Source organism: Winogradskyella echinorum, assembly GCF_014297365.1.
GTDB lineage: Bacteria > Bacteroidota > Bacteroidia > Flavobacteriales > Flavobacteriaceae > Winogradskyella > Winogradskyella echinorum.
Map to the genome: position 1 here is coordinate 230956 of NZ_JACOQD010000002.1, position 25972 is coordinate 256927.

Annotated in this window: 16 protein-coding genes; 8 read left to right on the forward strand and 8 right to left on the reverse strand. The window is 32.2% G+C overall.

What is annotated here, in order from left to right:
* Nucleotides 1-6: 6 nt before the first annotated feature.
* The 7 genes from H8K90_RS08230 to H8K90_RS08260 form a co-directional block, all read right to left on the reverse strand.
* Nucleotides 7-702: a hypothetical protein gene (locus H8K90_RS08230; RefSeq protein WP_246457626.1), complete on the reverse strand. Its 696-nt coding sequence runs from the start codon at nucleotides 700-702 to the stop codon at nucleotides 7-9.
* Complete coding sequence (locus tag H8K90_RS08235) at nucleotides 689-1816, reverse strand: serine hydrolase domain-containing protein (RefSeq protein ID WP_186845483.1); 1128 nt, start codon at nucleotides 1814-1816, stop codon at nucleotides 689-691. The genes H8K90_RS08230 and H8K90_RS08235 overlap by 14 nt, the downstream gene beginning before the upstream one ends.
* Nucleotides 1817-2017: 201 nt before the next feature.
* The gene (locus H8K90_RS08240; protein ID WP_186845484.1) at nucleotides 2018-2683 is read right to left on the reverse strand and encodes a hypothetical protein; all 666 of its coding nucleotides are present in this window, start codon (nucleotides 2681-2683) and stop codon (nucleotides 2018-2020) included.
* A 4-nt stretch (nucleotides 2684-2687) separates the two neighbouring features.
* The gene (locus tag H8K90_RS08245) at nucleotides 2688-3185 is read right to left on the reverse strand and encodes a sigma-70 family RNA polymerase sigma factor (RefSeq protein ID WP_186845485.1); all 498 of its coding nucleotides are present in this window, start codon (nucleotides 3183-3185) and stop codon (nucleotides 2688-2690) included.
* Between the two features lie 158 nt (nucleotides 3186-3343).
* Nucleotides 3344-5131: a tetratricopeptide repeat protein gene (locus tag H8K90_RS08250; RefSeq protein ID WP_186845486.1), complete on the reverse strand. Its 1788-nt coding sequence runs from the start codon at nucleotides 5129-5131 to the stop codon at nucleotides 3344-3346.
* A gap of 60 nt (nucleotides 5132-5191) precedes the next feature.
* Nucleotides 5192-6934, reverse strand: a complete 1743-nt coding sequence (locus H8K90_RS08255) for a patatin-like phospholipase family protein (protein WP_186845487.1) — start codon at nucleotides 6932-6934, stop codon at nucleotides 5192-5194.
* A 159-nt stretch (nucleotides 6935-7093) separates the two neighbouring features.
* Nucleotides 7094-7702 carry a peptidase associated/transthyretin-like domain-containing protein gene (locus H8K90_RS08260; protein ID WP_186845488.1) on the reverse strand — a complete coding sequence of 203 codons (609 nt, stop codon included), beginning with the start codon at nucleotides 7700-7702 and terminating at the stop codon, nucleotides 7094-7096.
* A 542-nt stretch (nucleotides 7703-8244) separates the two neighbouring features.
* On the opposite strand from H8K90_RS08260, the gene H8K90_RS08265 reads away from it, so the two are divergent.
* The 6 genes from H8K90_RS08265 to H8K90_RS08290 all read left to right on the forward strand — a co-directional run bounded on the left by H8K90_RS08265 (nucleotide 8245) and on the right by H8K90_RS08290 (nucleotide 23666).
* Nucleotides 8245-8697, forward strand: a complete 453-nt coding sequence (locus H8K90_RS08265) for a hypothetical protein (protein ID WP_186845489.1) — start codon at nucleotides 8245-8247, stop codon at nucleotides 8695-8697.
* 271 nt (nucleotides 8698-8968) lie between these two features.
* Complete coding sequence (locus H8K90_RS08270) at nucleotides 8969-10285, forward strand: hypothetical protein (protein WP_186845490.1); 1317 nt, start codon at nucleotides 8969-8971, stop codon at nucleotides 10283-10285.
* Between the two features lie 117 nt (nucleotides 10286-10402).
* Entirely contained in the window at nucleotides 10403-11854 is a 1452-nt protein-coding gene (locus H8K90_RS08275) for a T9SS type B sorting domain-containing protein (protein WP_186845491.1), read from the forward strand.
* 1 nt (nucleotide 11855) lies between these two features.
* Nucleotides 11856-14369 carry a PorP/SprF family type IX secretion system membrane protein gene (locus H8K90_RS08280; RefSeq protein WP_186845492.1) on the forward strand — a complete coding sequence of 838 codons (2514 nt, stop codon included), beginning with the start codon at nucleotides 11856-11858 and terminating at the stop codon, nucleotides 14367-14369.
* Nucleotides 14370-14440: 71 nt separating this feature from the next.
* Nucleotides 14441-22654: a T9SS type B sorting domain-containing protein gene (locus tag H8K90_RS08285; protein ID WP_186845493.1), complete on the forward strand. Its 8214-nt coding sequence runs from the start codon at nucleotides 14441-14443 to the stop codon at nucleotides 22652-22654.
* 28 nt (nucleotides 22655-22682) lie between these two features.
* A complete protein-coding gene (locus H8K90_RS08290; protein ID WP_186845494.1) occupies nucleotides 22683-23666 on the forward strand; it encodes a PorP/SprF family type IX secretion system membrane protein in 984 nt (327 codons plus the stop codon).
* Between the two features lie 5 nt (nucleotides 23667-23671).
* Here the strand turns inward: H8K90_RS08290 and H8K90_RS08295 are convergent, their stop codons facing one another.
* Complete coding sequence (locus tag H8K90_RS08295; protein ID WP_186845495.1) at nucleotides 23672-24538, reverse strand: winged helix-turn-helix domain-containing protein; 867 nt, start codon at nucleotides 24536-24538, stop codon at nucleotides 23672-23674.
* Nucleotides 24539-24670: 132 nt separating this feature from the next.
* Here H8K90_RS08295 and H8K90_RS08300 point away from each other — a divergent pair, with 132 nt between their 5' ends.
* Together H8K90_RS08300 and H8K90_RS08305 are read left to right on the forward strand one after the other, a co-directional pair.
* Nucleotides 24671-25246 (forward strand): YceI family protein, encoded by a 576-nt coding sequence (locus H8K90_RS08300; protein WP_186845496.1) that lies wholly within the window; start codon nucleotides 24671-24673, stop codon nucleotides 25244-25246.
* A 4-nt stretch (nucleotides 25247-25250) separates the two neighbouring features.
* Nucleotides 25251-25871 (forward strand): hypothetical protein, encoded by a 621-nt coding sequence (locus H8K90_RS08305; protein WP_186845497.1) that lies wholly within the window; start codon nucleotides 25251-25253, stop codon nucleotides 25869-25871.
* Nucleotides 25872-25972 lie beyond the last annotated feature (101 nt).

A 25972-nucleotide genomic window follows, 5' to 3' on the forward strand; every position in this document is an offset into this window, starting at 1 on the left:
ATTGATTTAAAATTTAATCCCAATATAGAGGTTGGGTTCAAATAGAAAATGAGATTTCCACTTGTTGTCTAGTTGTTTAAATTCATCTGGAGTATTGGTGTCAATCATCCAATTTTGACAATGAAATTGGGGCTCAATAAAGAATTGTTTCTTTTTACCAAAAGCCAAATGATAACCAATATGATAAGAGGTATACAGTTTAAAACCATTGGCTATTTTTTTGTCATCGAGATCTAAATATGTTTTATACTGTGGTAATATTTCTAAAGACGCAAATAGTCCTTTCCATAACATGCGCTGGTACGAGATACCAATTCCTGTTTCTCTTAAATAACCTGGATAGAATTCGCTTTCAGAGTCTATTTTATCTAATAGTCCGTCCCACCATTGAATGCCCATAGGTTGAAATAAGCGCCAGGTAGCTAATTTTATCCCAATGATATTTTTAGCGTCTAATTCACGTTTTATGTGTAACTCGATATGTTGGGTATTAGTTCTTTCACCTCCTTTGCCAATATTTCCTAAAATGATAGCAGGAAAACTTACTCTATATTTAAGGTTTGTAGAAGTGTCATTTATGACCTTTTGATTGTTTTGACAAAAGCTGTTAGATGTTAATAATGTGAATATTATAATAATCGTTGCTAAACTTCTCATACGTTTATAAATTAATGATTGATGCTTATTTTTAAATAAATTCATATGTTAATAATTGCTGAATTATGGTATTGCGTTGTGCGCCTGTATCATCTTGTTTATTACTTAATAGTACAATGGTTGCATTGTATTCTGGTATAAAGCCAATCATACTCCAATAGCCGTTTATATCTCCACCGTGCCAATACAATGAGGTATTACCTTGCTGTGTAGTGAACCAACCTAGACCAAAATCGACATAGCCGCTTGGGACATCATCAGCCAATATCTCGGTTTTTTCAAGATATGTAAACCAATTGGTTTTAACGGCGTTAGTCCAAGTTTCCATATTTTTTGGTGTACTACTAAAATCTCCTACTCCAAAGGCAATGGTCATTGGGTAGGTGCTATAAATTTGACCTTCATTATAACCTTCGGCATGTATTTCACTATTAATATTATTATTGCCTCTATAGGTCTCTGTCATTTCTAAAGGAGTTAATATGTTTTGCTGAATGTAATCGTGGTAATCCATTTGAGTTAATTCTTCTATCAATAATGCCGCGATAAGAAAATTGGAATTGCTATACTGTTTACTGTAACCAGGAGTGAAATTGAGACCATTCTCAGAAATCATTTCGGCAATAACCATGTAAATGTCTTCTTCATCTAATGTTTCTCCTTGTTCGTAAGCTTCTTCAACTATAAACTGATAATCTGGAATACCAGATTGATGGGATAACAATTGCCTTATAGAAATCTGATCTCCGTTCGGAAATGCGTTGTCAAATTCATCTAAGGTTTGATTAAAGCTTGTAATTAACCCATCGCGTTTTAATTGCACGATAGCTGCTGCCGTTAAGGTTTTGGTGGCAGACCCAATTCTATATGCTAAATCATCATCTTGAGGTAGACCGGTACTTTCATTGGCTAACCCGAAACCTTGGCGCACGAGATCATTTCCATCCTTAGTTATAATAGCATACCCTTGAAAGTTAATTTCGGTTAATAAACTTTCAGCCGTTGTATAATTTAAAGAAGGAACATGGCTGTCATTGTCTTTAGAGCATGCTGATAAAAAGGTGATTAAGCACAGCGTACTTAAAACCGTAAAGCGGTGTACAGCTAATTTTGTGTTAATGATTTTTACCTTTTTGAAGGTTTGGTGAAATGATGTCATAGTTGTTCGTTTTTTAATTTGTTTAAAATATGTTGATAGTGCAAAGTTGATGTATAAGTGGTTTTTAATCGTCCGAGATTATAAATTAGAACGTTCGGAATCACAGCATTAAAGGTTTAATTTAATCCATAGGTATACGTTAAATACCTCAAATAAAAAGGTTGCGAACTATTCTTAAATACTTTAATATACAGGTCGTAATTAGATTTTGTTTTTTTTGAATTCTTGAATGGCATCAAGATATTGTAAGGCCTTGATAACTTGGCTACCATTGCCCTGTAGTAACCAGTTTAGCCATCTTTCGCTAAGGCGTTTTGGATGTAGTGCTCTCAATAAAAACAATGAAATGATTTCTAAAATAACGGTACTGATTCCAAAGGATATGAGCATATTAAAGTTGAGTAAAGACATCACATCGACATTAAAAATTACCTTAAAAAAGAACACAGCTATAAAAGGACCAAATGGTAATAACCAAGCTGCGATTCGTAAGTTTTGAATCACTGAGGTTTTTAGTTCAGCTAACGTTTTTTGAATTTTTATAACCGCTTCAGTATAATCTATAGAAAGTATTAAGTAAAGTTGTTTTAAAGCAACAATAACAAACCAAAATGAAAAGAAAGTAACCACAACACCCGAAAATGCAAAATACCATTGTTCAGAGTGATTTACTGCAAAATATATAGCATAGAACCCCAAAATAATGTAAAATACTAACGTACTTATAGGTAAAAATAGTAATCGATTAAGAGATGATTTTGCTTTACTTAATTTTAATTCTTTTAGTAAAGCTAAGTTTAGCGTTCTGTTTTCTTCTAAGAGGGCTTCGCTTTGTTTCCAAAGCTTTTGAATATCTAATTGTTCCATAATTTTATTGTTTAAATTTTTTCTTTAATTGTGTTTTAATTCGATTAATTTTTGTGCCTACATTGCTCACTGAAATTCCCATGGCTGAAGAAATTTCTTTATGGCTATTACCATCTAAATACATTATAAGAATAGCTTTATGTAAGGCATCAAATTCGTTAATAAATGTTCTTAATTGCGGTATGCGTTCATCGTATTCATTGGTTTCTCTTTCATCTATAACCACTATTTTTGATGGCATTGGTATCATGTGCTTTTGTCTTGTTTTAAGCTTGCGGTAGTACGATATAGCCACATTAAAAGCCACTTTGTACATCCAAGTTGTTACTTTAACATTATGGTCAAAATTTTTGTAGCCTTTTACAATTTGAAAGATGATTTCTTGCATGAGGTCTTCTTGCTCATTAATATGAGAACAATAGCTATTTACTACCTTGTAAATTATTCCTCTATTGGTTTCAATAATTTTTGATATATCAATGACATTTGTTGACTCATTCATAACTACGCTGCTTGTTATTTCATTAATCGTTCTCTCATAAAAAATATCACAGATTTTCTATAAAAAGTTTTCAAACTTAGAAATAAGGCAGTTGCAAATCGTTCTGATATATAATTCAGTACGACTTAAAAAGAATTAAGTAAATGGTTAGTTAACAGTTAGTTGTTTTGGGATTTTACCCATTGGCTAGGAGTTGTACCTTCCGTTTTTTTGAAGAACGTATTAAACACACTTTTAGAATTAAATCCGCTGTCGTAGGCCAATCCCAAGATGGTAATATGTTTAAATTCTGGTTTTATCGCAATGGTTTTAAAGTGGTTGATGCGATACTGATTGATAAAATCGTTGAAATTTTTATCGTATTCGGCATTTAAGAGCCAAGACAATTTATTAGGATGTAGTTTTATACTATTTCCAAGTTCTTTTAAGGATAGATTTGGATTTAAATACGCTTTCTGAATACTTAAAAAATGCTCTAAAGCTGATTTATACTTAATAATTTCGGTTGCGTCTAAGGGTTTGAATACTTCTTTTTGTTGTTCCTGTTGTATTTTCGATTTTATGTCATGGAAACCTGAAGAAATTGTTTGTTTTTCAATCAGCTGAAATCGTTTATGTTTTCTTAAAGGGTCTAAAAACGGATCTAATTGATAATTGATTAGTTGTCCGATTTTTAGTTTCATTTTTTCTTCAAAAATCTTTATCGATTCATCAATTTTACCTGTGTGGATTAAAAAATAGAACTGCCAAGGATAAATACTTTTAAAACTATCTTCAGTATTAATGGATATAGTATTAACCTCAATATTCACAGGTTCTTTATTAATTAAATCAAAAAGAATTTCACAAATTTTAGGATTTATAAGTTGCGGCATTGTTGCGACATATTTTGTGAATTTAGACCGATCATTTAAAAACATAAAACATGCTAATTTCGTCTCAACAGCTAAGCTAAAATTCGGGTCAATTCTTAAACATTCATTTAAGTAATTTATAGCTTTATCATATTCCCTATTAAGAAAATAAATATTGCCTTTTGTAAAATAATGATTAGGCGATAATGGACTAATTTCTATAGCTTTATTAATATTAGACAGAGCTTTGTCTAATTGGTTTGTTGCCATATAGATTTCAGCAATACCTTCATAAGCTATGGCGTAACTAGGATTTTTATTTAAAGTTTTTTTTAAGGATTCTAAGGCTTTTGTATAATTCCATTCATTCCAAAAACTTAAAGAAGATTCCGAAAAATAGCCTAAATAAGATGACGTGTTAATTTTTAAACCTTTATTTAAATAGTTTTTAGCCTTTTCCCAACCATCCTTTTTTTCAATAGCTCCCCAACTAGACAAAATCCCATACGACCTGCTTAGTGCAAAATAGGCATCATAAAAATTAGGATCAATCTCTATACTTTTCTCATAGCAGTATATGGCCTCTAAATAATCCTCTAGATCCCAATTGAGTTGGTAGGCCCTGCCTTTTAAATATAATTTATAGGCATTAATGTTTTTAGTTCCAATGATAGAAATGTGTTTAGAAATATCTAGATGACCAAAATTTTCTCGAATTTGTTCTGCAATAATTAGGCTTATTTCATCTTGAAGTTCAAAAATATCTTCTAATTTTCTATCGAAATTTTGAGACCAGACTTGAAAACCATCATTTGTACGTATTAATTGAATATTAATGCGGATTCTTTTATTAAATATTCTAATGCTGCCTTCTAAGACTGTAGCAACACCCAATTGATTACCAATATGCCTCACATCAGTATTTTTATTTTTAAAGGCGAATGAAGATGTTCTAGCAATTACTTTTAAACCTTTTACTTTAGTTAAGGCATTAATAATTTCTTCAGTAATACCATCGCAGAAATAGTTGTTGTCAATATCATTACTCATATTGACAAAGGGAAGTACTGCTATAGATTTTTGATTAATCAATCTTTAGTTTTGCTATATAAACGTAAAAATATAAAAAGTTGAAGTAAATCTTGTTTTGACTTACATTCCTCGTTTTTTAAAATCTTTTTCAATGGTATTTATTACCCATTTGGTCAATTTATTAGAAACTTTACCTATAACTATTCTTTTAGATAGCCACCACCAAAAACCAGAGAGCTTATTGTTTAGTTCAGCCTTAACAATGGCTTTTATTCTATTTTTTATCGGCTTTTCTAATTGGTAAAATGCTTTAGAGTTAAATTTTGGAAATTCTTGAATTTTATATTTGGTAGGATTGCTTTCATCATTTGGATCTAATTTACTCACATCTGGAATAATTGGCATATAAATTTTGCCATCTACTTCTCTACTAAATTTATCTATAGCTTCTTCACTGACGCCATAAAACAAATTATCTCGATCATTTGGATTACATTCAGTAAAGAAAATACCTCTTAGAAAGTTTTTTGCGTTTTTACGTCCCAAAAAGAAATCGTGCTTTCTAAACTCTATATCCAAAAAACCACCAAAACCACCAATAGCACCTGTTGCTAATGGTGGATGATCGGTTTCTTCATCAATTTGTCCGAGTTTGAGCTTTCTAGGAAATGCCATTAATTTAAACAATCCTGTGCCATAAGTATCACTTTGCTTGTTACGAGCTTGATTTAAAATTGTTGGAATTAAATTACCAACTATGTCCATTATACTGGTCTTTTCAAAATCTGGTGTAGAGTTGATAATTTCATCTTTAAAATTTGGAAATGGATCAATTAAAACCGTTCCATACTTTGGGTTATCTGCATCTTCAGGTCCGTGATTATCTGCTAAGCACCTTAAAACTTCATCAAAGGGTTCGTTATTAATGGTGCCACCATCAACTGCTGTAAATTGGAAATTTCCAGACGTTTCTGTATCAAACTCTACATCCATCTGAGCAGTAAAAGCTTTGCGCTTCTTCAAATTATTATGCACATATTCCATAGGAAACTCAGAATCGAAATAACGTGGTGCTAATCCAATTGGAAATGCACCAGTCGCTTTAGTTACTTTTATTAAAAAATCCTTATTTGATTTTGAATCTAGAGTAGATGACAAAGGTCTAAAAGGTAAAAATTCATTATAATCTATGGTGTCATGGTAATTAAGTTTAAAATGAGCTACAATATCATGATTACTTACACGATGACCTGGAGTAGAATCCATAAATTTAGATTTTATTCTACTCATTTTTACTTTATAATCTAAAGGTCTTAAACTGGTTACTGTCAGCAAAACTCTTAAATCTTTTGAAACATAATTAGGCAAATTAGTAGTACTAGTGGTATTTGGTAATTTATCGAATACCTCTTCAGCTATTCTGTCTATAGGCTCAGAGTTTAATAACGATGGTGCACCTTTCTCTTTTTTAAGATCAGTAGTAGAAAGCATTTTTTCAAAGGTTGTTTTTCCTACTCCCGTTCCATTATAAAGACTATCATCGTCATCTAAGAACACCCAACTATCATATAGGATGTTTCCTGTTTTAGTGTGCGCTACTTCTTTTATAGGTTTTAATTTACCAGCGCAAAGGGCCAAAGCAGTAATCATACTTACCATACCTCCAGCAGAAGCTCCACCTATGGCATCAATTACAACATTATGCTTTGGAATATTACTATTAGGATTATTGGCTTGTTCTTTTTTTGCAGATTCCCATTCTGCGAGTGCTTCTAAAATGTAATCCATAAAGCCAGCTGTATAAGCGCCCGCTGAAACTGCACCTGCCATTGTAAGCCCTAAATGAAATGTTTGTTTACTCATAATCAATAGATATTATAATACATTGAGGGAGGAACATCTAAAGGTAAACTTTTTTGAGAAAGCTACATGTATTCAAAAATTATTATTGTGTAATGTATTAAAATAAAAAAAGTCCTGAATGATTATTCAGGACTTTAAAATGTTTTATAAATAAATATTTTATTCTATGGTTTCAGTATTATTACTTAATACAATGTCTTTTTGAGCTACTAATAAACCATCTACCAGTTTTGGTTCTAAAATCCTTGTAAGATCACTCTTTTTTGCAATTCTCTTACGACAAGCTTTAGATAAAAGAGGATCTTCTTCAAAAAGAAAAGTTTCTAATTGATATACGTCTTTAGATGGCTCCTTTACCAATGGGTATATTTGTTGTAATTGATTATAACGTCTATCATTACCCGGAATAAATGTATAGATGGTGTATTTTCCATCAGCATCTGTCTTTACCCAACTTCTGTGAAAAACATAACGTTCATCACCAGCACGTCTTAAATCAAAATTGCCATCTTCATCAGGTTGTTCTATAAATAGGATAACATCTTTTGCTGGTGTTACACCATCACTCTGATAAATAGTACCTGTAAGTTTTATTTTATTAGATTTTGATCTATAATCTGGTATAGTATCTGTATTTGTAAGTAACTCTGCAGCACGATCATTAATAGGGTTATCATAATCCGAGACAGAATTGAATTCCTGAGCTACAATAGGATTTATTGCTGCAATAAAACAAACGATGCAAATAAATGTAATAAGATTTTTCATTAGGTTAAGCATTAAGATGATGACAAATTTCAACGAATTTTATCGTAATTCCTTAAAAATCACATCAATGCACTATTTCTACGATAAAAAGAGAATTGATTCAAATATTTCCGATGAAATACTATCAATTTTAATTACTTAACAATCTACACTATCGTTCAATTAGTAGTAAAACTTAAACACTGATTTGTTTATTAAAATATGAAGTACAAAATGATGTTAAATTTTAGTGTCTTATTTTGAAAGATTAGTTTAGCATTTTCTATTAAATTTTAGAAATTAATTGGATTTTTCTTCAATAATAAATTGAAAATTATAGGCAATTGTCGTTAAAATTTTGATGCAAATACTATAATTGAGGCACGAATTGATAAAAAGTATTTCGTCGGTAATATTTGCATTTTATCCAGCAAACACGCAGTTTATCCTTAAAATATGCATTTAATATGTATAATTGTTTTACAAAAAAGACCAGAATTTAATTGCTTTTTTTAATAAATTGTATAGATTTGTTCAACTAAGATTAATAAAAAAGAATAAACATGAAAACAAAATATGCTTTATTTAGTGCTGTTTTTTTTCTAATGATAAGTATGAGTTTTGCTCAAAAAAAGGACAAGTCTCAAAGCATTATTAGCGGCAAAGTAAATATATCTAAATATCATAATCGAGAAGAACTAAAAAGCATGAAAAAAGGTGACTTACTAGTTCTTTATATAGAACGAATAGAAGTCATTGTAAATATTTTACCTAACATTGCCTTTGCTACAAAACCTGGCGTTACTATGGAATCTTTAGGTATCCCAGAAACAAAAGAGAACAAAAAAGCATTAGAGGAAAATATTGAGGCTTCTGATGAATATTTTGATAGCACTATTGAATTTCAGAAAAAAATATTACCATATTCTGATACAACAGATTTAATTGCAGCTATTTTGTTTTATGAAGCAACTTTAAAATCATTACATACCTATGATGATTTTAAAAAGGAATAATTAAAATTTTACGTTGTTATATAATAAGAAACCTTGGCAAATATGTTGTCAAGGTTTTTTTTGCGTTTAGGTATTATTAATCAAGTTTTAAAGTATAATTTGATTAAGTGCATAATTTAGTACGATAAACGGTTGTATTATGTAGGAAAAATAATTGTAACATCATTATATCATGCATTTCGTCGATATTATTTGTGTTTCATAGGTATTATTTATATGTTTGAACTAATAGTTTAAAAACCCTTAATCTAAACTAACAAATTTAACTACTATGAAGAAAATTACTCTAACTACGTTTTTCATGTTTTTTGTGCTAGGAAGTATCTTTGCACAACAAGAAAAAGGAATCACTGGCTATAATAATTGGCTAAATTCTTGGACTGAGTTTAAACCTAATCAAGTTGATTATGGTGAAGCTACACAAATACTAAGTGGTGATATTACGGAAGACATAACTTTAACTAAAAGAAATATCTATCTTTTGTTAGGTGATGTTTTTGTAACAAATAGTTCTACTTTAACCATAGAACCAGGTACAGTAATTATCGGTGACTTTAAGACAAAAGGATCACTTACAATAAGTAGAGGTTCTAAAATAATTGCAGAAGGTACACAAACTGACCCTATTGTTTTTACTTCTAGCAGAAGCGATAAAAAGCAAGGTGATTGGGGCGGACTCTTTATTTTGGGAGATGCACCACTCAATACTTTTGGCAAAGTGTCTTCTCTAAACTACGGATTAAACCCATCTTCTACTGAGAGCATAAGCTATGGTGGCGATGATGTATATAGCGATTCAGGGACTCTAAAATATGTAAGAGTAGAATTTGCAGGAAAGAAAACTAAAGAGTTTGGAAATTTTAATGGAATTACTTTAGCTGGTGTTGGTTTAAAAACGACCATTTACAATGTAATGGTAAGTTATTGTCAAGGAAATTCATTTAATGTTCTAGGTGGTGAAGTTGTTTTAGACAAAGCCGTTTCATTTAGATCTAGTAGAAATGATTATGAGTTTAATTATGGAACACAAACCAATATAGTTAATTCTTTAGCTATAAGATCACCATATATTTCTAGTGCTGATGGATCGAGATGTATGTCTATAAACTCATACGATATAAAGGAAGATGCTGACACTAGCAAGAAAGAAACGTTTGTAAATGCAGAAAATCTTACTCTTGTTAACGTGAGTAATGATTTAAAAGGTGACATTCAAGTTGGTCTTGTACAAGAAGCTATATTTATAGGGCCAGATGTATCATTCAATATTCATAAGAGTGTAATTTCTGGTTTTAAGCCAGCGATTATTTTTGATGCACGTATTCCAATTAATAATGAAAACCTTGAAAAGATTAAAGTTACACGTTCTTATTTTAATAACTGTAAAGGAAACATCTTTAGAAAAGGCTACACCAATAATGACGATTTAGAAAGCTGGTACGGAAGTAGAATCTTTGATAATGTATATTCTAAAGGTCCAGACACTGAAACTTTCATCGATTATGGCAATAGTAAACTACCCGATTTTAGATTAAGAATCAATAAAATCATTGCTTCTAATGATTATTTTGATGATGACGATGACTAAAAATACTTTTTAACCAATTAATGTTTATAGCTAAATCAAGCCCCTACTCTTGAGTTAGCTATAAATGTTGTTTAACACCTTAAAAGCTTATAGAGTAAATTATTACACCCCAAACCAATGCTTAAACCTACTATAGCAAATAAAATACTTTTTGGATTATGTTTTCTTGCCCTTTTTGTGCAAGAACAACTTAGTGCACAGATTGTAATTGGTACTCCTAATCTTGGTTTCACTCAAGCTTGTGCAAGTGAATCTTTTAATACATATAGTACTACATTTATTTTTTCACCAGAATCTAGTGTAAATGCATCTAACCAGTTTACTGTAGAAATGTCTGATGCTGATGGTGATTTTTCAAATCCAACAATTGTATTTACTTCTGCTTCTGGCTCTATAACAACATCACCAGCTACTGTAGACTTTTCTATTCCTCTAGATACTGCTGGTGAAAACTACCGAATTAGAATTAAAAGTAGTTCTCCTGCAGCAACTAGTAGTCAATCAATTGCTTTTCCGGCTTATTATAAAAGTCAAGATTCACCATTCTCTATTAATAATTTAGTTTCTACTGGTGCGTATTGTACAGGAGGTAGTTATTTATTAACAATTGATAATCCAGGAACAGGATCTAACGACTCACCACTACTCTATCCAAACCTTACATTTAAGTGGTATAGAGAAACAAGTCCAACAACCTCTGTTTTTGTGGCTGACGGTCCAACTTTATCTGTAAGCGAAGAAGGCACTTATTTTGTTGAAACTAATTATGGAACCTGTACTTCTAACTCATTCTCAAACCGCGTAACAATTAGCGAAGCGGTTTCTGGAGAAGCCAATGCAACTATTGCTTCAAGTTTAGGAAATCCATATTGCCCAGAACAAGGTTTAACAACATTAACTACTATTGGAGGAATAACGTATCAATGGTATAAAGATGGTGTTATTATACCAGATGCAACAGATCAAATGTATCAAACTAACGAATCAGGAACTTTTTCTGTGCAAGTAGATTTAGGAGATTGTTCTGCGGCTGGATCTATTGATTTAGTAAGTGAATTGTTCGATAGTTCTATTGATGTTCCTGAGGTTAATTACATATTTGAAGACGAATCACTTATGGTTACAGTCACAACTACAGCAAGTAATCCTGAATTTGAATGGTATTTAGATAATACGCTAATTGTTGGCGCTTCTGACGACTTCTTTGAAGCTACAGAATTTGGAAATTATAAAGTTATTATAAGTGAAACTACTGGATGTGAAGCCTCAAAAACGTATGAATTTATTGTTGAAGAAGCTCAGGTTGTGGAAAAAATTCCAAATGTAATTAGTCCTAATGGAGATGGTATTAATGACACTTGGGAAATACCTATGCAATACGTTTCTGGAACAAATACTGAAGTAAAAATATTAAATGACCGTGGAAAAGTAATATTTCAAACCATGGATTATCAAAATAATTGGCCACAAAACCAATTAGAACTAACAAGTGTTAATTCACTCTACTACTATATTATAACAACAACAGATTTAAAAACAAGACAAGGTTCTATTACCATAGTTAAATAACATGAAAACACCTCTTTTGGCCATATTGCTCATTCTCTGTTCTATACAGATGGTCTTATCTCAACAAGACGATGGGGTCGTTTCATTAGATTTACCAGTACGAAACTCATTGGTGTTTAACCGTTATGCTATAAACCCAACATTTAGTTTTGTAAGAGAACAAAACAGATTCATTAGTATCAATAATAAACGAGAATGGGTTCAGTTTGATAATGCTCCAGAAACCTACTTGGCTAGTTACTCTGGTCGTTTTGCTGAAAATATTGGTGCAGGTTTAGCGGTTTTTCAACAAAATTATGGTGTATTAACAACGTTTGGTGGCTTACTTAATTTTGCTTACAACGCAAAATTAAATACAAATAGCAATCTTACGTTTGGTCTTAATATTGGAGCTTATAAGAGCGGTGTTAATACTGCCAATACAGTAACTAATTATTCCGATCCATCATTACAAAATGTACCATCAAATTTTTTAATCACAGTAAGTCCTGGAATTAACTATGGTTTAGAGTTTTTAGATTTTGGAGTTTCAGTGAATAATTTGGTTACTTATAATTTAGAAAATTCATTACTAATTGAAGATAATCCAAAACAAGGTATACAAGCACATGTAATGCATACAGGATATTTTAGTGGACGTGGTTTTTTTAGCGATACAAAATTTTCGGCCTTGATAAAATCAGAATTTAGAAAAGATGAAACCATAATTTCTGGACTTGCAATGCTTAATGTTCCTAAAGGATTATGGCTACAGTTAGGTTATAACAATGTATACGGAATTTCTGGTGGTATAGGTCTTAATTTAACCAAACAAATAGCCTTAGAGTATAATATAGAAAAAGCTCTTGGTGAGCTGGTAGAGTTTGGTTCATCACACGATATAACATTGGCTTACAGATTTATTCCAAGAAAAAGATATAAATATAGCGGTGACGAAGAGGTTGACGGATTGTTTACTAAAAAACTAAGTAAAAGACCAGTAGTTCAGCCAACAGCTGCAGAACTTGAAGGTATAAGAGCAAGAGCAGCAGAAAGAAAGGCTAAAGCTGAGCAAGACAAAGATGCCGAGGCAAAAGCGAAATTAGAAGCGGAAGAGAAAGCTAAAAAACAAGCAGAAGAACAAGCTAAAGTTTTAGCCGGGCAAAAAGCTAAAGAGGCAGCTGAAGCAGAGGCTAAAGCCGAGACTGAGAGATTAGCAAAAATAGAAGCCGAGGAAAAAGCTAAAAAGAGAGCAGAAACAAGAGCTAAAATAGAGGCTAGCCAAAAAGCAAAACGAGAAGCTGAAGCTAAGGCAAAAGCTGAACAAGCGGCACAAGCAAAACTATTGGCAGAACAAAAGGCAAAAGAAGATGCAGAACAAAAAGCTAAAGAAGAAGCAGAAACTAAAGCCAGATTATTAGCTGAACAACAAGCAAAAGAGGAAGCAGAAACACAAGCAAAATTATTAGCTGAACAAAAAGCAAAAGAGGAAGCAGAGGTACAAGCTAAGTTATTGGCAGAACTAAAAGCGAAAGAGGCTGCTGAACAAAAAGCTAAGGAAGAAGCCGAATTATTGGCACAACAACAAGCAAAAGCTGAAGCAGAAGCACAAGCAAAATTATTGGCAGAACAAAAAGCTAAGGAGGACAAAATTACAAATCCTACCGACGAGCTTGGTAAATCAATGAAAGCCATAGAAACGCAAACAGAAAACTTTAAGGCTACTCAAAACGAATTATTAAAACAATTTGATGCTATTGTAAATATTAAGGACAAAGACCTTAAAGATTTAAAAGAAGAAAATGATTTAAGTGATCAAGGTATTGCTGTACAACCGAAACCTTTTAAAAGTGTTACAGCTGAGAACAATAAGCTTAGAGCCATTAGATCTGATTTAGATAATGTAATTAAAACAAGAACTGATAAAATAGATGAATTAAAAGCACTTTATGAGCAAAGGACTAGAATTGCGAATACTGAATTAGATGAAGTAAACCTTTATTATAGAAACAAAATTGAGCGTTTATCAGAAGAACAATTAAAGGCAGTACAAGCAAGAGCTCAATTAGATTCTAAGTTAGAAACCATTAGAGTAGCTACAGAATTTGAAAAAAGAAGAAGAATAAAACGTGCGGCTTATGAAAATCAAGAAGATAGATATTCTCAAGATAGAGCAACATTAAAAAACATTAAACAAACAACAACATTAAGTTCTACACCTTTAAAGGCAGAAGATTTTGATTCTGGTGAAGCGTTAGGAAATAATATAAAAATATTAAAAAATATAAAAGATGTAGAAAGTGGTTATTACCTTGTTATAGCTGTGCATAGTAATATAGAAAAACGTAATGATTTTGTTACCAAAGTTGTTGCTTCAGGAAGATCTAATGTAGATTTCTTCTATGATGTAACTACAAGTAAATATTATATCTACTATGACAAATTTGATAGCATACAAAATGCTAACAATGCTTTAAAAACAAAAGGTGATAGACCATATAACCAAAAAATGTCGATAGTTAAGATTGAAAATTAATAGAAGTTAAGCCCCTTTTGTTTCTTGAAATGCCCCGAGTAGCGAAACAAAAAAATTAAAAATAAATAATCATGAAAAAACCTACTTTTTCTAGAATTGCAATCATTGTTGTATTACTCATTTTGGGACAACAAATGTTTGCCCAAAATCTTGTTCCGTTTTCACCTAGATATGACCAGGCCATTAAAGGAGATATTCTCTTAATTGGTAACAGTAATGTAGGATTACATGTTTCCAATCCTTATAATGGAAATGCAACCAATGATAATGCAAATGCAGCAGTATATGTAGATATAGATGGTGACCCTACTACATTCAATTCAAGTAGTGCGGATTTAGATGTCCCTAGTGATGAGAGTTGTTATCAAATTGTACATGCAAGTCTTTATTGGAGTGCAGTGGTTAATGGCTCAGAACCTATTTCTGATATAAAATTTAAAGTTCCTGGTGGTTCTTATATGGACATTACAGGTACAGAGATATATTATCAAAATGCAGGGAATAATAACAATTCAAACACCTATGCCTACCACCATGATGTTACAGATATATTAGCAGCATTACCAAATCCTGAAGGGACATATACTGTAGCTAATATTTCGAGTTTAGTTGGTCCAAAACCAAACTCTGAAGGGCTTTCAGCAGGATGGTCATTGTTTGTTGTTTATGAAGATCCTCTTTTACCAAGTAAGTACATTACATCATTTGATGGATTTACAAAAATCACCAGTACTATTAATGAAACTTTTCCTATTTCTGGTTTTAACACAATACCTACAGGTCCTGTTCGTGCAAAATTTGCTTTCAGTACCATTGAAGGAGATAGAGGCTATTCTGGTGATTATTTAGAATTAAATGGCACGCGTATTAGCGCAACTAATAATGCTGGTACTGTTATCAGACCAACTAATAACTTTTTTAATAGCTCAGTATCAGATATTAATCCTTTAACTAATACCTCAGAACTATTTACTACAAGAAACCCTACCAGTTCAAACACTTTGGGATTTGATGCTGGTATAATAAATATACCTAATCCTGGTAATACATTAATTGCAAATAATGCAACTTCAGCAGATATAAGTTTGGGTAGTAATTTAGATATTTATTACTACTATTTTAGCGCTTTTTCGATTGAAATTATTGCTCCAAATATTGTGTTGACTAAGATTGTAGAAGATGATATGGGTAACGATATTGGTGGAGAACTTGTAGGTTTGGGTGAACCTCTAAATTACATTATAGGCTTTCAAAATACTGGTAATGATAATGCAACAAATTTCACAATTAGAGATATTCTGCCAGTTAATATAATTTACAATCATCCAACTGATTTAGTTTTACCTGCTGGTGTTACAGTAGATAGTTACGACCCTGTTACTAGAGAACTCGTTTTTAATATAGATAACTCATTAGTAGAACAAAATGATCCAGTTTACGAAATTAGGATACATGCGCGAGTTGTAGATGAGTGTAATCAATTGGCAGATGCTTGTTCTAATATTATTAACAATCAAGCTTATGCAACATATCAAGGTACAATAAATCCGGATTTTACAATTACAGATGATCCAAGTTTAAGTAGTAATACTGGCTGTTTAATCTCTCCACAGGCTACTAACTTTTTAGCTGATTTAGATTGTACTTTTATTCAAGATGAAATTCTTTGTGGTGATACTATAGAATTAACGGCTGCTAATGGTTATGATTCTTATGCATGGTCAACCAGTCCTACTGGTACACCTGTAATAGGTAATACACAAACAATTACTGTTTCTTCAAGTGATACTTATTATTCTTATAATACAGCTATTGCACCATGTCAATCTATTGTACAACAATTTAATGTGCAACTTTTTAGTGGAGATATAGAAAATCCTGTAATCCCTTATGCAGATGAAGTGGTTACATGTCCTAACGATGGTAAGTTATTACCAAATATCTTTTTATGTGGAGCAAACGATTCTAGATTTATCGAAACCAATATATCAGATTCTACGTCAATGATTTGGGAGCAATTAGATGAGGCTAGTTGTGCTGCTGTATCAAATCAAGATTGTGCTAATGAAGATGCTGCATGTACATGGAATGAAGTTGGCACAGGTTCTAGCTTTTTAGCTGATTATGCTGGACAATTCCGTTTAACAATTAATTATCCAGGTGGTTGTTTTGTTCAGTTTTATTTTAATGTTTACGAAAATTTATTAGATGCAACTGTTGCTTCGACTGATATTATTTGTACTACAAATGGTAGTATTACAATTAATGGAGTTCCTAGTGGTTATGAATTTAGTATTGATGGTACTAACTACCAAGCAAGTAATGAATTCTCAGTAAGTACAGCAGGAACTTACACTGCATATATAAGACAAACAGGTGCGCCAACAAATCCATGTGTGTTTACGGTTCCTAATATTCAAATTACAGATAGAGATTTTACAGGTACTACTACAGTATCACAACCCTTATGTCATGGAGATAAAGGTGGTATTACCATAGCTGCAAATGATGCCGATCCGCAATATACATTTACATTACACGAAGGAGGTACTTTAGTTAATAGTGTTGGACCAATTGTTGACAATAACTATGCCTTTGATAATTTAAACCCAGGAACATATACAGCAACTTTAGAAACAGAGAATGGCTGTGTATTTTCAGAAGATATTACAATTACAGAACCGCCATTATTAACAGTTACTGCAGCAGTTACTGTTCCGTTAACTTGTAATGATGGTGAAATAACAGTTTATCCTGAAGGAGGAACTCCACCTTACTATTATTTTGTAAATAGTACAACAGATTTTCAGTCTGTACCACAAATAGTTGTTACCTCTGCTGGTATTTATGATATCACAGTAGTTGATGCCAATAACTGTAGTGCAAGTACTACGATTACAATAGATGAAATCCCTGAACCTGATTTTACAATTAATACTACCGATATTTTATGTGGTGGTTCTGGTGATACAGGATCATTGGCTATAAATGTTACTAATTCTTATGGAAGTGCTATAGAATATAGTATTGATGGTGGAACAACATTTTTCAATTCTAATGTTTTTACAGGACTTACAGCTGGTAATTATGATGTTGTACTTCAATACTCTATTGGTTCTTCAGATTGTACAACGGATGTTCAAACTGAAACTATTAATGAAAATGATGCTATTTCTGGAACTGCAGAATTAACAACAGCATTAACCTGTAATGGTGATGGTACTATTACTGTAACAGGCGTTGCAGGCGGTGATGCACCATACATGTATAGTATTGATGGAGCTACATTTCAGTCGAGTAATGTATTTACCGGATTAACTCAAGGAACTTATACTATAACAATTAGAGACGCTAACGATTGTACATCTATTACCAATGACGTTACTTTAGATGCTTTAGATCCACCTACAGACTTAGAATTTAATAGTTCGCCTATAACATGTCCAACAAATACATCGACAGTTACAATCACATCAACAACTGGTGGTACAGGTACTTTAGAATATCAAATTATAGCTCCAACTGGATCAACTACAGCATATCAAACTTCTAACGAATTTACTGGTTTAGAGCCTGGTACTTATACTTTTCAAGTAAGAGATGAGAATGATTGTAATTATGCGGAAACATTTACAATAGACCCTATTCCTACTCCAACTTTAAATGTAGTCTTAACAGAAGATTTAGATTGTACAGCATCCTCTGACGCTGTACTGACTGGTACAATAACTGGTCCGGCTCCATATACTTACGGAGTATCTATTGATGGTAGCGCATATTCAGCTCTTGGAACAACTGGTTCACCTTTTACTTATACCACAGGTACAGCAGGTGATTATCAGTTTGAAATTACAGATGCTAATGGCTGTACTGCTGAATCATCTATAATAACTGTTGAACCATTATCACCACCAGCGCTAAGTTTAGTTGTACAAAATCAACCAATTTTATGTAATGGTGATTCAAATGGTTCTATTGATATTACGATTGATAATACTGTTGGTACACCACCATTTTCAATCAATGTAAACAATGATACAACTAGTACAGATTACGGAACACAAACATCTGGTTTGCCAGCAGGAACTTACACTGTTACGCTTACGGACGCAAAATCATGTACTGCAACAGAAACAATTACTATTAATGAGCCAGATGCTATTTTAGTAGATTACGATGCTATAGATATTACATGTGGTGCAGGAGGTGTCTCACAGGGATCAGTAATTATCAATTCTGTATCTGGTGGTACAGCTCCATATAATTATTTTGTAACTGGCACAAATGGTTATTCAAATTCAGAATTAAATTCTACTGGTTCAACTTCTGTAAGTTTTGATGTTGTTGATTTTGGGTTATACCAAATCAATGTAGTAGATGCTAACGGTTGTTCTATATTAATACAAGATGTACTTGTTGCTTCACCTCCAACAGATTTAGATATTAATATTGTTTCTACTGTCGATTGTTCAACAGGCGGAACAGCTGAAGTTAGTGTAGGGTCTAGTTTAGCTAGTGCTGGTCCTTTTTGGTTTAGTATTTACCAAGGTCCAATTTCTGCCTATCCAAATCCACCAGGATCTTGGATTGCTGGAGATCCATTGACTTTATCTGCAGAATTTAATAATTTAACACCAGGTGTTTTATATACGTTTATAGTATATGATGAATCAACAAATTGTAGTTATTATGAACCAGCTACAACACCAATTCCAACAAATTCAACATTAACAGCTTCAGCTGTAAGTGCAAATAACATTACTTGTACTGGTAGTGATGATGGCAGTGTTTCATTTACTATAAACAGCGTTTATGGAACTTCGGTTGATGTAACTTATGAGATATTTGATTCTTTAACACTAAACACAACTGGTGTTACAGGCTCTAATACCGTACCAGCAAATAGCTCAATAACTGTAAATGATTTAGGGCCACTTCCTTTTGGTAATTACTTCGTTTCTATAAGAGAAACTTCTGGATCTAATTCTGGTTGTGGTGTTGTTACAACCCCTTTTAATATTACAGAATCTGCAATTTTATTAGACTTATCAGTTTCAATGGACCAAAATGCAAATTGTAATGCCGACTCTGGTGTTGTAAGCGCAATTGCTCAACATGGAACTGCACCTTATCAATATCAAATAACAACAACACCTGCAGCTCCTTCTGCAACAGATGCAAATTGGGCTTCAGCAAGTGTGTTTAATGTTGATGCTGGAGATTATTATGTTCATGTTATTGATGCTTATGGATGTATTATATCAAGTGGTCTAGTTGAGGTACCAATGGATGATTCACCAGTAATTTCTGCTGTACTAAATAATCAATGTACCGTTACAGAAGGTAACTACGAAATTGATGTTACTTTAGATTCAGCTGGTATCGCCCCATATAGTTATAGTATTGATGGTGGTGCTTTTCAAACACAATCAGCACCATTTACAATTTCAAACTTATATTCTGGAACCCATACTGTTGAAATAAGAGATGCCAATGGTTGTGGTAATATTGTTTCAGTAGATATTAATGCGCCAATATTAATCACACCAGATGTTACAACATTGCCTTCTTGTAATAACGACGATGGTGAAATAACGATGACCACTTCTGGAGGATCTGGTTCTTACACATATAGTATTTTGCCTAATCCTGCATCAATTAGTATAAGTGGTGATGTGATTTCTGGAGTCCCTTCAGGTTTATACACAATTACAATTACGGACACTGTTACTTCTTGTACTGAAGAGGTTACTGTAACATTACCTGAAGCTATAATTCCTACATTTACATTAATTCCTTCTGCAGTAACATGTTTTGGTGACAATAATGGATCTTTTGATATTAATATTACTAATTACACAGGTGCGTATACATACGAAGTATTTGATAGTTCTAATACATCTGTAACTGGTGTTGTAAATGCAAATACGTCTACAAACCCACATACCGTGACTGGTATGTTGGCTGGCACATACTCTGTAGTGATTACGGAAACTGATATACCATTCTGTTCTAATTCAGCAGATGTAGTAATAACCTCTCCATCTGAAGCTTTAGCGCTTACTATTTCAGAAACATCTAATGTAACATGTAATAATAATCAAGGTACAATAACTGCTGTTGCAACTGGTGGTTGGGGAGATTTTGAATACGAATTAACAGGGTCTGCTTCTGTTGTATATTCATCTAACAATACATTTACAGATTTAGCTGCTGGTATTTACACTGTTAATGTTAGAGATGCAGGTGGTTGTATCGTTTCAGAAAATATTACCTTAGAAGAGCCGACTCCAATTACGGCAACATTTACACCAAGTACATCGACATTATCTTGTTTTGGTGACCAAGATGCTAGTATAACAATTACGAATGTTGCAGGTGGTCAAGGTGCAAATTATGTGTATACTTTAAATACAATTTTACCAACACCAAGTACTTCTGGTCCTCAAACTTCTAATGTATTTACAGACTTAGGACCAGGAACATATTCAGTAACTATTAATGATGGTTTTGATTGTGAGTTAACATCAATAGAAATTGAAATTACTGAGCCAACTCCTATAGAAGCGAGTTTAGTTAGAGCAACTACGCAAACGTGTTTAGTTGAATCTACATTAACTTTAAGTGCTACTGGAGGTACTGGTACTTTCGTATACAGTGATAACCCTAGTTTTTCGACTGTTTTAGGAACATTTACTACTTCAACTACATTTTCAGTTTCAGACGGAACGTACTCATATTATGTAAGAGATGCTAATGGTTGTGTTGCTAATGTGTCTAATGAAATAACTGTAGAACCGCTAGAAGATTTATCACTAACACTTGAGGCCTCTAACCTAACTATTAACTGTGCTGGTGATAATAATGGCTCTATTTCTGCTAATGCACAAGGTGGCTTAGGGAACTATGTTTATACTTTACAGGATAGTTCTGGTAATGCAATTACTGCCACACAAAATACTCCAGGTTATTTTACAGAACTTGTTGCTGGTACATATGTTGTACAAGTAGAAAGTGGAGATTGTATTGAAGCATCTGATCCTATTGAAATTACAGAGCCTACTGCTCCAATAGATGCAACACTTAATGTAAATAATGTAACGTGTAGTGGAAACAATAATGGTTCTGTTGAGATTATTGCTTCTGGTGGTACAGGTGTAATTAAGTACGCTATTTCACCTCAATTAAATCAATTTTTTGATACAAATGTATTTGAAGATTTAGCACCAGGTGATTATGATGTTATTGTTCAAGATGTATTAGGTTGTTATTTAACTTTCAATTTTACTATTTCAGAACCAACACCTGTTATCCTTAGTATTGTTGCAAATTCAATATTCCCTGAAGTTTGTGAAGATGATGAGAATGGTGAATTTAGTATAGATATTTCTGGAGGAAATTTACCATACAGTGTAAGTTTAGATGATTATGAAGGTGTATATACAACTGGTGCAGCTACACAAACAGAATTTGATTTCACAGATTTATCTGGTGGCGATCATATTGTATATGTTAGAGATGCCCTAGGTTGTGAGTCTGAATGGAACATTACATTCCCAGAATCTGTAAGAATTAATCCAGAGATTACCGTAGAAAATATTTGTGACAATAATATACTAGGTAATATGGTTACTGTTAAGGTTGATGATTCTATCACAGATCCTACCGATTTAGATTATTCCTTAGATGGTGGACCTTATCAGGCTAGTAATGTGTTTACAGATGTTCCTGTTGGTAATGATCATTACATTGATGTTAGACATACTAATGGATGTATTAAAACAACAGAATTATTTGATATAGAAAGTTATGACCCTGTAGGATTAACACTGACCGAAGGTGGATTAAACGAGTTTATAGCCAATGCTTCTGGAGGAAGTGGAGAGTATCAATTTACTATGAATGGTGAAGATTATGGTGATGTAAATAGTTATATCATTACCGAATCTGGTCTATATACTGTTACCGTAACAGATAACAGCGGTTGTTTTGCAACAGCTCAAATTCAATTAGAATTTATTGATTTATGTATTCCTAATTGGTTTACACCAAATGGAACTACAAACACAACTTGGGCACCTGGTTGCGCTGATAATTATCCAAATCTTACATTCGACATCTTTGATAGATATGGACGTAAGGTAGCCGAGTACACCTACGGACAGGCTTGGGACGGTAGATATAATGGCACAGAATTACCAACAGGTGATTATTGGTATGTTGTTAGAACTAATGATGTAAATGTAGATAAAGAATTTGTTGGACACTTTACCCTTTACAGGTAAGATAAATAATCATTAAAAGATATTAAACATGAAAAAATTAACACTATATATACTTCTTTTGATTATGTCTTACGGCTATAGTCAAGAATTAAACTTACCTGTATTCACCCAATATCTGGCGGATAATGATTTTGTGATTTCCCCAACTTATGCTGGTATAGGCGATAATTTAAAAATTAGAGCCAACGGACTCACACAATGGGTTGGTATTAAAAATGCGCCCGACAATGCATCCATATATGGGGATTTTAGAATTTCTGATCGTTCTGGTGTTGGTATATCTGCTTACACTGATAAAAATGGTAATACACGTCAAAAGGGAGTGAAATTTTCGTTTGCACATCATTTAACGCTCGATTATAAGTCGAAACAATTTCTGTCTTTCGGAATTTCGTATAACATCAATAGTTTTAGAATAGAAATAGAAAACTTTAACTCTACTCCAAATGCTCCGGTTAACCCAACAGATGTTCCTGATGATAGGTCTACCTCTAACAATAATTTTGATTTTGGGTTTTTATACCGTTGGAAAGCATTTTATCTAAGTATGAATGCCAATAATATAATGAAAAAGGATATAGACCCAGAAAGAGGTGTAGAGCCTAATCAGCTTTTAAACTATCAAGTATATTCTGGGCTTGTACTAAAAAGTAATGATAATAAGGATGTAGAATTTGAGCCTTCTGTTTTTTTCCAAATGTTTGATAGTGATAAGCGATCTAGTACTGATGTTAACTTTAAATATCGAAAATTTAATAGAAAAGGTGATTATTATTGGGTTGGTGGTTCTTATCGTTTTCTTAATGATCAATTCTTTAAACCACTTAATTTAGGACCAATGGCTGGTATTACATTTAATAAATTATACTTTGCTTATTCGTATCAGTTAACGTTTAATGATTTATCTGGATTTAATTCGGGTACACATATGGTAACTGTAGGTTTAGACTTTTTACAAGGTGCTAGTAATTGTGCTTGTACAAAAGGTACGAGTCAGAGTTATTATAGATAAAATACTTAGTCAACCTCTAATTTATAACCAACTCCATGCACGTTGGTGAGTTTAATAGAGGTATCTGCTTTTAATTTTTTACGGAGTTTAGAAATATAAGTATCTAAACTTCTGCCTACAAAAACTCCATTATCTTCCCAAACACGTTTGGTTAACTCATCACGTTTAATAATTTGATTTGGATTGGCTACAAATAGCGCTAAAAGTTCACATTCTTTCTTAGATAAAGCAATTTCCTCAGCTTCTTTTACAAGTTTATTTTGATCGGGATAAAAATAGAAGCTTCCTATTTTTTCACTTGGTACAATTTCTGGTGGTGCTTTTTTAGAATTTTTGGTTTTAATTTTTAAAAAGAATATTAATGAAGCTAAGACTAAAAGTATAATTGTTTTAAATACAACATCATTTATGGATGCTACTTCTACCTTATTTATAAATTTTACATCAATAAGATAACAAGCTTCTGGTAAATATCTACTACCGCATGGAATAATAGTACTTTCCTTTTCAGCACTCATTTGGTAACTGTAAGCCACTTCCCTATCATTACATTGTAAAACTTCTACTAGATAATACTCTGGTAAATTAGATATTTCAATACTTTCTTTTACAATAGACACTAAAGTACTAGGCTCAAAAGACAAAGTCTTACTGAATGCAATTTGAAATTTATTAGTTTCTAATTCAATTATAGGTAATATTAAAGAAGTAGAATCTTGATTAGACAATAACAATTTATGTCCTGCATCTCTTAAGGCAATTTTGGTGCGTTTAGAAAGGTCAACGTTTTGCTTTGTTGTACATGATAAGCCCAATACGATTATTATAAATAGTAGGGCTCTGCCAAATGTGTTAATAATAGCTTGTTTCATAATTTCCGTAAATAACACACAATTCTATGACATTTTACAACTGTTGACACTTCTTTTACATTTTTTTGACACTCTTTGAAATTGCTCTATCTAGTTTTATCAGCATAAAAATTAATCATAAAATTAATCACAATGAAAAAACGAACATTATTAGCATTGATTGCATTAGTATTAATTGCCAACTCTTACGCTCAAAAAAAGGAAATTGAAAATCTAGAAATAGATATTAAAAAGAGTGAATTGAAATGGTCTGGAGAATATGCCTTTTATTTTGGTGGCCATAATGGCACCATAAGTTTTAAGGAAGGATATTTTATAAAATCTAACAATGTTATTACAGGTGGAGAATTTATAATTGATATGAATTCTATAATGTGCGATGATATTGAAGACAATGAGGCAAATGAAAGTCTTGTAAATCATTTGAAAAACGAAGATTTTTTTAATGTAAAAGAGTTTAAAACCGCTAAGTTGGTTATAACTAGTGTAGATTACCACAATGACACACAAATGAAAGTAAATGCAAACCTTACTATAAAAGGTATAACTTTACCAGTGAATTTTCAGGCAGAAGTTAATTATGAAAAGCAACAAATGACCTCAAAATTTAAAATAGATCGACAACGTTGGGGAATTGATTATAACAGTAAATTGAGAGATGGTGCAATTTCCGATGGTATTGGCTTTGAAGTAATTTTAAGTTTATAATCTTATGAAGAACATTATAATTATTGTAATGCTACTACTCCATTCTGTAGTAGCATTTTCTCAAGATGAAAATCGTTTAGAAATTTTAGAAGCTGACAGTACTTGGCTAAAAGAAATTATAAAATTTCCTTTAAGCTTTGCTGAAGATATTAAATATAAAGGTTACGAAGATTTACGCTTTGCTAAGAATTGGAGTCAACCAGAAGGCACAGAGTTTTTTACCTATGCATTTGTTTGGAACATAAATCTTTCTGACAAACCCACAGTGGAAATGATAGAATCAAATACAAAACTATATTACGATGGTTTAATGTCTGCTGTAAATAAAGATAAGGATTTAACTATACCTAAGAGTGTTACAACTTTTAATCTCATTGATGATATAGATGAAAAGTTGCCTTTTTTTTCTGGTGAAATGAAAGTTTATGATTCGTTTTTTACAAAAAAAGTAATTACACTATTTGCACGTGTAGAAAGTATTTATTGCGAAAAACAAAATAAATATTTATTGTTATTTAGGGTATCATCTTTAGAATTTAATAAAGACATTTGGAATGTATTAAATAATATAACACTTAGCGGAGATGCTTGCGAAGTAAATACTTTTGAAGTATCAAATGATTGATGTTTCTAAATATTATTGTTGCTTCATTATCAGTCTTTTAAACGTATAAAATTGCTAAAACTTCTCAACTCAAAGAGTTTATATTCTATTAATCGATTAAT